Here is a 12,342-nt window from a genome sequence, read left to right on the forward strand (position 1 = left end):
ACGCTATGCGGATTCGATGCGCAGGTAGCGCCGTCTGGATAGCGAGGTTTACGGGACATGTCATTGACTCCCAACGAGGCATATGCGGCAAAGAAGCCGTTTGTGGACAAGGAAACGCTCGAGCATATCGTTGAGCAGTTCCCCACGCCGTTTCATCTATACGACGAGGCGGGCATCCGCCGCAACATGCAAGAAGTACGCGACGCCTTTGCATGGAACCCGGGCTTTAAGGAATACTTTGCCGTCAAGGCCAACCCTAACCCGGCACTTATCTCCATCCTCAACGAATACGGCTGCGGCTGCGATTGCTCGAGCTATACCGAGCTCATGATCGCCCGCTCACTGGGCATCACCGGCCACGACATCATGCTCTCGTCCAACGACACGCCGGCGGCCGACTTTGAGCTCGCCGACAAGCTGGGTGCCATCGTCAACTTTGACGACATCAGCCACATCGAGTTCTTTGAGCACGTTGCGGGGCCAATCCCCAAGACGGTCAGCTGCCGCTTTAATCCGGGCGGTCTGTTCCAGCTCTCCAACGGCATCATGGACAACCCGGGCGACTCCAAATATGGCATGACCACCGAGCAGCTTTTCGAGGCCTTCCGCATGCTCAAGGCCAAGGGCGCCGAGGACTTTGGTATCCACGCATTCCTTGCCAGCAACACCGTCACCAACGACTACTACCCCAAGCTCGCGCGCATCCTCTTTGAGCTTGCCGTGCGCCTGGAGAGCGAGACCGGCGCACACGTCGCCTTCATCAATCTGTCCGGCGGCGTCGGTATCCCCTATCTGCCCGAGCAGCAGGCCAACGACATCCACGCCATCGGTGAAGGGGTACACACGGCCTACGACGAGATTCTGGTTCCCGCCGGCATGGGCGATGTGGCGATCTGTACCGAGATGGGCCGCTTTATGATGGGCCCCTATGGGTGCCTGGTCACCAAGGCCATCCACGAGAAGCAAATCTACAAGGACTATATCGGCGTGGACGCCAGCGCCGTCGACCTCATTCGTCCCGCCATGTATGGCGCTTACCACCACATCACGGTGATGGGCCAGCCGGGTGGCGACGACAAGACCACAAAGCCCGTTACGGACACCTACGACATCACGGGCAATCTGTGCGAGAACAATGACAAGTTCGCCATCGACCGCGAGCTGCCGCATATCGACATGGGCGACCTGCTCGTGATTCACGACACCGGCGCGCATGGCTACTCCATGGGCTATAACTACAACGGCCGTCTGCGCTCCGCCGAGGTCCTGCTGCGCCCCGATGGCTCGGCAGACCTCATCCGCCGCGCCGAGCGCCCGGGCGATTACTTTGCCACGCTCGACGTGCTGCCGTGCGGCCGCGAGCTGCTGGCCAAATCGCGCGCCGATGCCGCCCGCCGTCGCGCTCAAGACGAGCGCCTAGCAGTCGCCGCCCAATGGAACAAACGCGTCCAGATCGCGGAAGCGAAGGAGAAGAACATGGATATCCGCAATCTCGAGGGCTCAATCGTCGCCCTTGTCACGCCGTTTAAAAAGGACGGCAGTGTCGACTTTGACGCACTTGAGCGCCTTATCGATTTCCACCTGCAAAATGGCACTGACGCCATCCTCACCCTGGGCACCACCGGAGAGAGTGCCACGATGACCGACGACGAGGACAACTCCGTTGTCGCCGCAGTGGTCAAGCAGGTTGCGGGCCGCGTCCCCGTTATTGCCGGCTCGGGCTCTAACTCCACGCAAACCATGCTCACTAAGTCGCTCACTTACCAGGGCCTGGGTGCCGATGGTCTGCTGCTCATTACCCCCTACTACAACAAATCTAACGAAGAGGGCATCTACCAGCACTTTAAGACCGTGGCCGACGCCGTGGACATCCCCTGCATTTTGTACAACATCCCCGGCCGCTGTGGCTGCGGTATCAGCGAGCGCAACGTAGAGCGCTTGGCCGCGCACCCCAACATCATGGGCATCAAGGAGGCCTCGGGCAACGTCGCCTACGCGGCCAAGATCGCCCACCTGCTGTCCGATGACTTCCGCATGTACTCGGGCGAGGATGCACTCACCGTGCCGCTCATGAGCCTAGGCGCTTCGGGTACCATCAGCGTGTGGGCCGACGTACAGCCGCAGCTCGTGCACGACATGTGCCGCGCCTATCTGGACGGCGACGTAGCGCGCGCCCGCGATATCCAGATTGCCGGCCAGCCGCTCATCAACGCCCTCTTTAGCGAGGTCAACCCCATCCCCGTTAAGGAAGCGCTCGCCCAGATGGGCATGATCGAGGCAAACTACCGTATGCCGCTATGCCCCATGGCAGACGACACGCGAGCCGCACTTACCGATACTCTGAAGGGAGCTGGTCTGCTTGATTAAGACCGTCATTATGGGAACGGGCCGCATGGGCTCGCTCATCCGCACTACCGCCGAAGGAATTGTCGACGCCGCCGGGCAGCCCGCTTTTGATATCGTGGCCCAGATTGGCTTCGATTTGAGCGAGCTCGAGAACGCACCGGCTGCCGATGTGATTATCGACTTCTCGAACGTCGTGACCTTCGACGCCGTCGTCGCCTATGTCGAGCGCACGGGTACGGCGTTGGTCTCGGGCACCACAGGCTACACTCCCGAGCAGATGGACCGCCTGCGTGAGCTGGGCCAGAACGCCCGCGTTATGCACTCGGGCAATTACTCCATCGGCATCGCCGCCCTGCGTCATCTAGTGGCCCAGGCCACGCGCGAGCTGCCCGGCTTTGACTGCGAGATTGTCGAGACGCACCACAACCAAAAGGTTGACGCCCCCAGCGGCACCGCCAAGCTGCTGCTCGACGCCGTAGTCGAGGCCGAGCCCGAGGCAGGCTACCACCCCGTCTACGGACGCGAGGGCATGTGCGGCGCGCGCGACCCCAAGGAAATCGGTATGCACTCGTTGCGCGGCGGCACCGTCGCCGGCGTGCACGAGGTGAGCTTCTTTGGCCAGGACGAGGAGGTCACGCTCACGCACCGTGCCACGAGCCGCCAGATCTTCGTCAACGGCGCCCTGGCCGCCGCCCAGAAGCTCGTCACCCGCGAGCCCGGCTTCTACACGTTCGACCAGATCATGTTTGCCTAACCAGGTATCAACCGGATCCACCCAAAGGAGAGACAGCATATGAGCAACGCAGCCGAGATGGATGCACAGGAGATTATCAACTACATCGCCACCGCGCCCAAGAAGACGCCCGTCAAACTGTACGTGCGCGAAAAGCCCGGCATGGAGGTCCAGTGGGGCAACGCACGCGTCTACGGCGATTGCCGCGGCAAGACCGTCATTGGCGACTGGGATGAGCTCAAGGCAATCCTCTACGCTAACGACGATTCTATCGATTACTACGATGTGGAGAACGACTGCCGCAACTCCGCCGTGCCCATGCTCGACCTTAAGGGCATCAACGCCCGCATCGAGCCGGGCGCGATCATCCGTGACCGCGTCGAGATCGGCGATCGCGCCGTCATCATGATGGGCGCCATCATCAACATCGGCTCCGTCATTGGCGAGGGCTCCATGATCGACATGGGCGCCGTGCTGGGCGGCCGCGCCACCGTGGGCAAGAACTGCCACATCGGCGCTGGAACCGTGTTGGCAGGCGTCGTTGAACCCGCAAGCGCCACGCCCGTCATCATCGAAGACGACGTCATGATCGGCGCCAACGCCGTGGTCCTGGAGGGCGTGCGCGTGGGCAAGGGCGCCGTCGTGGCCGCCGGTGCCGTATGCGTCGAGGACGTCCCCGCCGGTGCCGTCGTGGCCGGTGTCCCCGCCCGCGTCATCAAGATGCGCGACGAGAAGACCGACAGCAAGACCGGCCTCGAGGAAGGCCTGCGCCAGCTTTAAAAGTTACGCGGTTTTGACAAACCGCGTTTTCGCTGACGTATGCTCAACCTGCGGCGCAGTGTCAGCAACCAAGCCGAAAACAAAAAAGGCCGAAGCACCATCGGGGCTTCGGCCTTCATCATCTCAGAGTTCCGTCGTATTCAACCATGGCAGACTGCTTCAACAGACGCGCCGTGGCCGTCTTATAGACCTCGGAACGGTCACGCCGCCCAATTGCTACAATCTCGGCAATCTCAACTGTTCCGTCCTCTCGAATTCGAAAAATCATTCGGAGTCCCGCGTTTCGCCATTTGATCTTCTTGCAGCCGGCAAGCTCACCGTGAAGCGGCGTTCCGATTTCATCGGCGCGCGTCTTTAATTTTTCTATTGCAATGCGCACGAGTCTTCGCTGAGAACCATCAAGCTTTTGATATTCCTTCTCGACATCTCGATTCAAAAAGCCGATGACAAAATGCCCACTCATTCGAAAAGGTCCTCGTCGGAAATCGCGTCGGGATCCATTGACTCAAACTCTGCGAGCTCATCAGGAGTTAAGGCGTCCTCAAACGGAATAAACTCGTGCGGACCGTTCTTGATTCGGTCCGCCGCGATGCGATCAATCTCAAGTTCGCGCAGGTACTGCAGCGCACCGTACATTTCCTCATAGGCGGCATAATCGACAATCACGGTATCGATATCGTTATGGTCTGCAATGAATTGCGGGGCACGCTTGGCGCGCTTGCGTATGGCGGATAAAGACTTGCTTGCTTCGGTAGCAGAAACAACCTGGTCTTTCGTAAACACCGGTTTTTCCAGAACAAGTGGGGACATTTTTGACCTCCAAAAAAATAGTCTGGATTATATTTCCAAGTATACATCGAAATATAATCCAGACTTTTATTCAAAAGTAAAAAGCTTTATCGATTCTCGATGCTGCCAATATTCTTGAGCTCGATGCAGATGAGGCCGTTGGGTTCGTTGACGAACTCGATGTACTCGGAGTTCGAACCCATCTCGGCCGGAAAGCTGATCTCGATGCCCGTGTCGGTACGAATCTTGTGATTGCGCACCGCCGCGCGTTCTACCTGCTTGCGCTCCACGGGCACGCGCTCGGGCACCTTCTCTTCGGTCAGTGCCGCGCGTACGCTTTCCTTGATGACCGGCTCGTCCTCAAAGACCTCGTCGACGATATCCCAAGGCGGCAGTTCCTCGTCATCCTCGACCTTCTCGGCAACGGCAGCTTTGACCTTAGCCAGTGCCACAGCTGTGTTAGCACCGTGCTCCTCGGCGACTTCCTCGACCACACGCGTCACGGTGTCGATGACCTCCTTGCCCGATACGCCCGTGTCGCACTGCAGCAGGCCATCGGGGATAAGCATACGGTCCTCACCGGCAATCTTGCGCTTCTTGTCCACATAACCGATCTCCATGGTGCTCGCGCGCACGATGGCATAGCTTGGCACCTTTTGTGAAGGATTCGGCAGGATAGCATAGTGGCGCGTGATGTCGTTGCGCACCTCGCCCTCCTCGCGGCCCACTTCGTGCATAAAAGCCTGCTTGGAGCCCAGCAACATCACGGCAAACCAGCGGGCATCCTCGTCGTCGTCAAAGTCGGCCACGAGCACATCGGTGGACTCGGCTTTTTCGGCCTTGGTGAGCTCGGAGGAAATGAACTCCGCAATCTGCTGCGACAGGTCCACGAACTCGCGCTCGCCAAAGAAATAGCCCTTGAGCTCGCCGCCGAATGCGGAGTTCTCGGCAAACGTGGCGCGCTTGTTATCGGCCGATGTACGGGCACGGCGCAAATGTGTGGTCACAAAGTTGCGCACGGTGCGGCTCTCGATATCGAGCTCTCGCTGGCTCATGACGTTGACGGCAGAGTCAAAGTCCAGGATATGCAGAATCGCGTGATTGATTTTCATATACGGCATTCCGTTCTAGATCGAATTGAGCACGAACCAGTATAGCGGTCGAGCCCGCCCCAGGCGCATCGAAGATTGGTGCATCGGGGACAGGTTGCTTTGCACCAATGGCTAGCGCAGGAGCTCGGACTGCCAAGCCTCGAGCTGTTCTGCCAAACTCTTGCCGGCAGCGGGCATGTCGATCTGGGGTCGTTTGGGCAGCAGTGCGCATTTAAGGATTGCCGCGATGGTCTGCGAGACAAAGCGTCGCGTATCCTTGTCAAAGCCTTGCGCAGTCTGGAGCATCACGGGCAGGCTCTCGCGCAGATTCCCGGCGATATCCGCAAACCGCTCAGCACCCGTAGCCTCAAGCACGGAGAACAACGCATCTACAAAACGCTCGCGCTCGCTAGGCGACACCGCAAGCAGCATCTCGCGAATGGAGCCATCAACGTATCGAGCACCGGCGGACAGGCGCTCACAGTACACGAAGTCGCGACCATCAACCACCCAGCTAAAGGGATTGTGCTGCAGCAGGCTGAACTCGGTGCTCTCAACGATGGCATAGTCCTCCTGCGTCTCGAACATCATGCCAAAAATCGACGACCGAGGTAGCGTCTTGTCGATTCGACTGGATAGATCAGCGAAGGCGCTGCCGTTCAGAAACTCCTCGACGAAGCCCGGACCATCATGGGAATACGCCCGTTCGATTCGCTCACGGGCGACATCGGAGCACATCGCCGCACCGTACACCGCAAGGTTTCCACCCTTGGAATGACCTCCGCACAAAAGCGGCCCGTCAATCGTATCCGCTGCCTCGTCCACATAACGCGCCGCGGATTCCTGGGCCGGCACAGGACACCGGAACGCCATGTTAAAGTCCTCTTTCCAGCCCACAATCGTGCTGTCGGTCCCCCGGAAGGAAAGATAGCTAAACCCCGCCGGAAATCGGAACGTCATAGCCGCAAACTGCTCTGTCACCACCACATCGCTCACGGCACGATAGCCGCAAACGTGCACGCCACGGTAGCGAGGGCTTGCTGCCACGGCCTCCAACAAGGCCCTGCTCCCCTCCGGATCCCACAGGTCGCCAATCATGTCCCGGTAGCACTCGGCACGCAGCAGCTCGCGTACGTCAAGACCCTGCCAGCCGGTAAGCTCCGGCATATCCCCCGGCAAACGCAAATAGGACAGCCACGCAAAGACCAGGCTATCCACAGCGCAGAACGACCGTTCCTCAAACGGATCAAACGCCGTCTGGGCATAGGTCAAAAAATTAGGCGAATCCGACATGGCTCTCCCATCAACAATGGCGCAAAGCAACCTGTCCCCCTTGCACCAAAAAGGCGCCCGGGTCGTGTGGACCCAGGCGCCTTCATTGTAGCTTGCTGGCAAACGAGCCTAATTTAGCAGGAGAAGTCGACGCTGTCGATGATGTCCTTGAGGGCCTTGGCGGAGACGGTGAGCTCATGCTGCTCGTCATCGTTCAGCGGCACGGGGACGCGGCAGACAACGCCGTCGCGGCCAACGACGGTCGGCATGGAGATGGCAAGATCGGACAGGCCGTACTCGCCCACCATGAGCGAGGAGACGGGCAGAACGGTCTGTTCATCGCGCATGACGGCAGTGCAGATGCGCTTAACGGCCATGGCGACGCCGTAGTAGGTGGCGTGCTTCTTCTCGATGATGGTGTAGGCGGAGTTCTTGACGTCCTCGGCGATGCGCTTCTCGGCAGCCTCATGCTCCAGATGGCCGTGAAGCTCGCAGAAGGTGTTCAGCGGAACGCCGGCAACCTGAGCGCTGGACCAAGCGACAAACTCGGAGTCGCCGTGCTCACCCATGACGTAGGCCTGAACGTCGCGCGGATCGACCTCGACGTGAGCGCCGAGCATCTGCTGCAGACGGCCGGTGTCGAGCACGGTGCCGGATCCGATGACGTGGCCCTCGGGCAGACCGGACATCTTGATGGCGGCATAGGTCAGAACGTCGACCGGGTTGGAGACGATGAGCAGAATGCCGTCAAAGCCGGACTTCTTAATCTCGGGAATAATGGACTTAAAGATGTTGACGTTCTTGTTGACCAGGTCTAGGCGGGTCTCGCCGGGCTTCTGGGCAGCGCCAGCGGTGACGACGATCATAGCGGCGTCGGCGACATCGGAATAATCGCCGGCATAGATCTTCATCGGCTCGGCAAACGTCATGCCGTGCGCGATATCCAGTGCCTCACCCTCGGCGCGGTTCTTGTCCACGTCGATGAGGACCATCTCGGAGAACAGACCACTCTGCATCAGTGCGAACGCCGACGACGAACCGACGAAACCGCAGCCGACAATAGCGACCTTCTTCTCGTTAACCATTACTTTCTCCCATCTCTCTCCACAAACAGGCCGCCCGGGAACGACCCAAGCGGCTTGCCGTAATCCCAATATAGCCAATCGGGACTTTGATTATGCGCCTATTCGCAGCCAAAAATCGACCGTTTACCGAAATTGTTTGCAGAATTCGTAAGATAACTGCCCGAAATCGGTTTCGAACTATTGACGCGCCTAAATGTCTTTTTAATACAGACCCGCCTCGCGAATAGCCTCGACGGCCAGAGCGATCTGATCGGGCGGCAAGACCAGCGCCATGCGCACGTGCCCCTCGCCCGAAGGCCCAAAGCTCGCACCCGGCGTCACCACAACGCCGGCCTTCTCCATGAGCTCCTCGCAAAACGCCATGGAATCGGTACGGCCGCCGGGAAGTTTGGCCCACACAAACATCGAACCATGCGCGTTGGGACGCTCCCAGCCCAAGCCCTCAAGGCCGTCGCACAGGGCATCGCGGCGCTCCTGGTACTTCAGACGCTGTGCCTCAACCTCATCGCGCGGACCGTTCAGGCAGGCGATGGCAGCCTTCTGGATCGGAAAGAACATACCGAAGTCAATCTGGCTGCGCAGCTTGGCAAAGGCCGAGACCACGTCCTCGCGACCGACCAAAAAGCCGATGCGGGCACCGGTGACGTTAAACGACTTGGAAAGCGAGAAGAATTCCACGCCCACCTCGAGCGCGCCGGGATACTGCAAAAAGCTTCCGCCCGGCTCGCCGTCAAACACGATATCGGAGTACGCGTTGTCATGGACGATGAGCAGGTCATGCTCACGGGCAAAGGCGATAATCTCCTCGTAGACTTCGGGCGTGCCCACCGAGCCAACCGGGTTGGCGGGCAGCGACACGATCATGTACTTGGCACGATCGGCCACTTCGGGATCGATGCCCGCCACATAGGGCAGGTAATTATGCTCGGCAACCAGCGGATAGTATTCGAGCTTGGCATCGGCGATCTTGGCACCCGCCTCAAAGACCGGGTAGCACGGATCGGGAACCAGAATGGTGTCACCCGGATCGAGCAGCGCCAGGCCCAAATGGCCCACGCCCTCCTGCGTGCCGTTGCACGACTGCACCATGGACGGCGTGATGCCCGAAACGCCAAAGCGGCGCTCGTAGTAATCGCACACGGCCTGCTTAAGCTCGGGCAGATCGCGCAGGGCATACTTCCACATCTCGGGGTCCTGGGCGGCCTGGACCAGCGCCTCGACCACGTGGTCGTACGGCTTAAAGTCAGGCGTGCCCACGCTCATGTTGTAAATGGTCTTGCCCTGGGCCTTAAGCACAAGAAGCTTATTATTGAGCGAGGCAAATACCTCCGCGCCAAAGCGGTCGAGACGCTCCGATGCCTGCATGGTGCCACCTTTCGATATAAAAAACGCGGCGTTCCGACAAGAGCGCCGCGCGATACGGGCCATCAGATTGCAAAAGTGTAACGCTTGCAACCCCCGTATTGGTTCAATTTAGCCAACCTTAGTCAATCGGATTGAGCGCATCGATCTGCGCAAGCCACAGACGCGAGCTGGCGTCACTCGGCATACGCCAATCGCCACGCGGGCTGAGCGTCACCGAGCCCACCTTGGGGCCGTCGGGCAGGCAGCTTCGCTTAAACTGCTGGGCAAAGAAGCGGCGGTAGAACGTACGCAGCCACGTGTGGACGGTCTTGGCGTCGTAGACGTCCTCGAAGCTCTTGAGCGCCATGCGGTAGATCTTGCCCGGCTCAAAGCCAAAACGCAGCAGGTAGTAGAGGAAGTAGTCGTGCAGCTCGTACGGGCCCACCAAATCCTCGGTCTTCTGCGCAATCTCGCCGTCGCCCGTGGGCGGCAGAAGTTCGGGAGACACCGGCGTATCGAGGATATCGAGCAGCACCTCGGCGATGCGTTCGCCAAAGACATCGGCCGCATAGCGCACCAGATGACGCACGAGCGTCTTGGGCACGCTCGCGTTGACGGCATACATACTCATGTGGTCGCCGTTATAGGTAGCCCAGCCGAGCGCCAGCTCACTGAGGTCGCCGGTGCCGATGACAAAACCGCCGGCCTGGTTGGCAAGATCCATGAGAATCTGCGTACGCTCGCGCGCCTGGCTGTTCTCGTAGGTCACGTCCTGAACTGCCGGATCGTGCTCGATATCTTTAAAGTGCTGTTCCACGGCCGCATGAATCGAGACCTCGCGGAAGCTCACACCCAGGTCGCGAGCAAGCGACTCGGCATTGGACTTGGTGCGGCACGTCGTGCCAAAGCCCGGCATGGAAACCGCCGTGATACCCGTACGCGGCAGGCCCAAGGCGTCGAACGCACGCACGGTCACGAGGAGCGCCAGCGTGGAATCGAGGCCGCCCGAAAGGCCGATGACGGCCGCCTTGGTGCCCGTATGGGCAAGGCGCGTCTTGAGGCCCGCGGTCTGCAGATCGAGGATGGTCTCGCAGCGCTCGGCCAGATCGCCATGGTCGGCCGGCACAAAGGGCGCACGCGGGAAAACACGGTCGATATCGTAGGCATCGCGCAGAACGGGCTCTTCGGCCAACACGCCCTCAAACGAAAACTCAACGGTCGTGGCCTCCGGCGCATCGTCTGCTCGTGTCCACGTCGTCGAGCGGCGGCGCTCAGCAACCAGACGGTCGAGGTCGACATCGGCAACCGCCATGTCGCAGGTGAGAAGCCTGGTCGCAGCAAGCTTGGAGCCGTTCTCGTAGACGAGGTTCTCGCCCGCAAAAACCATGTCGGTCGTGGACTCGCCCTCGCTTGCGTCCGCGTAGGCATAGGCGCAGTACAGGCGCGCGCTCTGATTGGAGATGAGGCTGCGGCGGTAATCTGCCTTGCCGATGATTTCGTCCGAGGCCGACGGGTTGAGGATCACCGTTGCACCAGCGAGCGCCATCTCGGTCGAGGGAGGCGCCGGCACCCACAGGTCCTCACAAACCTCGACGCCCAGCACCAGGTCCTCGGTACCCTCATCGCAGCAGCGGTAGACAAGCCCCGAGCCAAGCGGCACCGGACCCTGACCGGCAAATTCAATCCACACGGGATCGGCCGGCGCCGGAGCAAACCAGCGGCACTCATAAAACTCGCCGTAGTTGGGCAGATACTTTTTGGCCGTAAGGCCCAAAAGCTCGCCCGCACAGCACACGGCCGCGCAATTGTAGATGTTTTCGGCCACCGCAACGGGAAGACCGATGGTAAAGATGATCGGCAGCTCACGGGTTTCATCGAGGATGCGCACCAGCGCCGCCTCGCAGCCATGCAGCAGCGTGCGGTTATGGAACAGATCAGCCGCGGTATAGCCGCACAGGTTAAGCTCGGGCAGCACGAGCGCACGAACACCGCGCTCGGCAGCCTCGTGAACAGCCGCCAGCGCAACCTCGGCATTGCCCTCGACATCGGCCACGCGAATCCGCGGCGAAGCCGCCGCCACACGCAAAAAGCCATCGTTCTCAACTTGACCGTTTAGAAAATCGTTCATGCGAGCTCCAACACATCCGTTTAGCCGCAACGAGCGGCGGCGATATAGTCCGCCTCCATTGTACTGTCAAGTTCAATCAGTGCTGATGGGGCGGGCTCATGATTAAAATTGGAAAAGAGAAGTCAGAATAGCGTTTAGCAGTAGAACGAGATCTCATCCACAAGGAAAAACGCCTTCCATTTAGAGCAAATCAATTCATGCTGAGCGGCGATAATTTCACAGAGGTCGTCAAGCGTGCTCCGGGGGATCTTCGCTTTGTTATTAGCGACAATGCAACCGCCCCTGCGAGTCAGCCAGATTTTGGCCGAGCTATCCGAAGGCGCCCCCTTGCAAACATGGACATGGATTGGCTCGCCCGCTTCATTGGACCAAAAGAAGACTCGATAGCCGCCAATAAGAAATAAGCTAGGCAACTTTTGCTCCTCCGCTTGCGGCGTAGCGATACAGCAGATGGGCGTTATTGCTCAGAAAAGTCTCAAAGCCTCGCTTCTCCTCGTCGGTGAAACGCCCCTCCCACATGGTCCAATTGTAAGAAGGCAGCTCACAACGAGCGGAGTCAAAGCCCTCTGCCGTCGGTCGTTCAAAATGCACGATAACCTTTTCGATATCGCCATCTGTAATCAGGTCAGAATGAATGACCTCGGTACCATCTTCGAATGTCATATACGGGTACATCACGTAAACCACCTCGCAATCATGAAATCAGTTTAGCATCAAGCTAGTGCGCCAATGATAGCAAGCCCCCTTGATGAGTTGATAGCATCTGTTGCCAGC

12 protein-coding genes are annotated in these 12,342 nt (G+C 59.4%); 3 read left to right on the plus strand and 9 right to left on the minus strand.

Annotated features, from left to right (window positions below; all coding sequences use genetic code 11):
- Window positions 1–57 precede the first annotated feature (57 nt).
- From dapA to dapD, 3 genes are read left to right on the plus strand one after another with little or no spacing between them, the layout of a single operon-like run.
- Window positions 58–2,367, plus strand: coding sequence for a 4-hydroxy-tetrahydrodipicolinate synthase (dapA, locus tag DXC90_RS09755; protein ID WP_117735264.1), 2,310 nt, complete (start codon window positions 58–60; stop codon window positions 2,365–2,367).
- Entirely contained in the window at window positions 2,360–3,100 is a 741-nt protein-coding gene (dapB, locus tag DXC90_RS06475; protein ID WP_199406643.1) for a 4-hydroxy-tetrahydrodipicolinate reductase, read from the plus strand. Before dapA ends, dapB begins: the two co-directional genes overlap by 8 nt.
- A gap of 39 nt (window positions 3,101–3,139) precedes the next feature.
- On the plus strand, window positions 3,140–3,859 hold the full coding sequence (gene dapD, locus DXC90_RS06480; protein WP_117735265.1) for a 2,3,4,5-tetrahydropyridine-2,6-dicarboxylate N-acetyltransferase: 720 nt from the start codon (window positions 3,140–3,142) through the stop codon (window positions 3,857–3,859).
- Window positions 3,860–3,977: 118 nt separating this feature from the next.
- Here the strand turns inward: dapD and DXC90_RS06485 are convergent, their stop codons facing one another.
- The 9 genes from DXC90_RS06485 to DXC90_RS06525 form a co-directional block, all read right to left on the minus strand.
- Complete coding sequence (locus DXC90_RS06485) at window positions 3,978–4,322, minus strand: type II toxin-antitoxin system RelE/ParE family toxin (protein ID WP_117735266.1); 345 nt, start codon at window positions 4,320–4,322, stop codon at window positions 3,978–3,980.
- The gene (locus DXC90_RS06490; protein ID WP_117735267.1) at window positions 4,319–4,669 is read right to left on the minus strand and encodes a hypothetical protein; all 351 of its coding nucleotides are present in this window, start codon (window positions 4,667–4,669) and stop codon (window positions 4,319–4,321) included. The genes DXC90_RS06485 and DXC90_RS06490 overlap by 4 nt, the downstream gene beginning before the upstream one ends.
- An 86-nt stretch (window positions 4,670–4,755) precedes the next feature.
- Window positions 4,756–5,760 carry a nucleoid-associated protein gene (locus tag DXC90_RS06495; RefSeq protein ID WP_117735268.1) on the minus strand — a complete coding sequence of 335 codons (1,005 nt, stop codon included), beginning with the start codon at window positions 5,758–5,760 and terminating at the stop codon, window positions 4,756–4,758.
- A gap of 111 nt (window positions 5,761–5,871) precedes the next feature.
- The gene (locus DXC90_RS06500) at window positions 5,872–7,032 is read right to left on the minus strand and encodes a DUF2974 domain-containing protein (protein WP_117735269.1); all 1,161 of its coding nucleotides are present in this window, start codon (window positions 7,030–7,032) and stop codon (window positions 5,872–5,874) included.
- A 113-nt stretch (window positions 7,033–7,145) separates the two neighbouring features.
- Window positions 7,146–8,096 carry an L-lactate dehydrogenase gene (locus tag DXC90_RS06505; RefSeq protein WP_117735270.1) on the minus strand — a complete coding sequence of 317 codons (951 nt, stop codon included), beginning with the start codon at window positions 8,094–8,096 and terminating at the stop codon, window positions 7,146–7,148.
- Window positions 8,097–8,297: 201 nt separating this feature from the next.
- Window positions 8,298–9,461 (minus strand): pyridoxal phosphate-dependent aminotransferase, encoded by a 1,164-nt coding sequence (locus DXC90_RS06510; RefSeq protein WP_117735271.1) that lies wholly within the window; start codon window positions 9,459–9,461, stop codon window positions 8,298–8,300.
- Between the two features lie 118 nt (window positions 9,462–9,579).
- Window positions 9,580–11,568 carry an NAD(+) synthase gene (locus DXC90_RS06515; RefSeq protein WP_117735272.1) on the minus strand — a complete coding sequence of 663 codons (1,989 nt, stop codon included), beginning with the start codon at window positions 11,566–11,568 and terminating at the stop codon, window positions 9,580–9,582.
- 134 nt (window positions 11,569–11,702) lie between these two features.
- Window positions 11,703–11,981: a DUF4160 domain-containing protein gene (locus DXC90_RS09865; protein ID WP_117735273.1), complete on the minus strand. Its 279-nt coding sequence runs from the start codon at window positions 11,979–11,981 to the stop codon at window positions 11,703–11,705.
- Complete coding sequence (locus DXC90_RS06525; protein ID WP_117735274.1) at window positions 11,974–12,243, minus strand: hypothetical protein; 270 nt, start codon at window positions 12,241–12,243, stop codon at window positions 11,974–11,976. The genes DXC90_RS09865 and DXC90_RS06525 overlap by 8 nt, the downstream gene beginning before the upstream one ends.
- Window positions 12,244–12,342 lie beyond the last annotated feature (99 nt).

It is taken from the genome of Collinsella sp. TF09-1AT (assembly GCF_003436895.1).
GTDB lineage: Bacteria > Actinomycetota > Coriobacteriia > Coriobacteriales > Coriobacteriaceae > Collinsella.

What these genes read in the sequence shown, in the direction of transcription:
- DXC90_RS06485 (WP_117735266.1), bottom strand. Translation starts at nt 4,322, where the DNA reads ATGAGTGGGCATTTTGTCATCGGCTTTTTGAATCGAGATGTCGAGAAG.
- DXC90_RS06495 (WP_117735268.1), bottom strand. Translation starts at nt 5,760, where the DNA reads ATGAAAATCAATCACGCGATTCTGCATATCCTGGACTTTGACTCTGCC.
- DXC90_RS06515 (WP_117735272.1), bottom strand. Translation starts at nt 11,568, where the DNA reads ATGAACGATTTTCTAAACGGTCAAGTTGAGAACGATGGCTTTTTGCGT.
- DXC90_RS06525 (WP_117735274.1), bottom strand. Translation starts at nt 12,243, where the DNA reads ATGTACCCGTATATGACATTCGAAGATGGTACCGAGGTCATTCATTCT.
- DXC90_RS06500 (WP_117735269.1), bottom strand. Translation starts at nt 7,032, where the DNA reads ATGTCGGATTCGCCTAATTTTTTGACCTATGCCCAGACGGCGTTTGAT.
- dapA (WP_117735264.1), top strand. Translation starts at nt 58, where the DNA reads ATGTCATTGACTCCCAACGAGGCATATGCGGCAAAGAAGCCGTTTGTG.
- DXC90_RS06510 (WP_117735271.1), bottom strand. Translation starts at nt 9,461, where the DNA reads ATGCAGGCATCGGAGCGTCTCGACCGCTTTGGCGCGGAGGTATTTGCC.
- DXC90_RS06505 (WP_117735270.1), bottom strand. Translation starts at nt 8,096, where the DNA reads ATGGTTAACGAGAAGAAGGTCGCTATTGTCGGCTGCGGTTTCGTCGGT.
- DXC90_RS06490 (WP_117735267.1), bottom strand. Translation starts at nt 4,669, where the DNA reads ATGTCCCCACTTGTTCTGGAAAAACCGGTGTTTACGAAAGACCAGGTT.
- dapD (WP_117735265.1), top strand. Translation starts at nt 3,140, where the DNA reads ATGAGCAACGCAGCCGAGATGGATGCACAGGAGATTATCAACTACATC.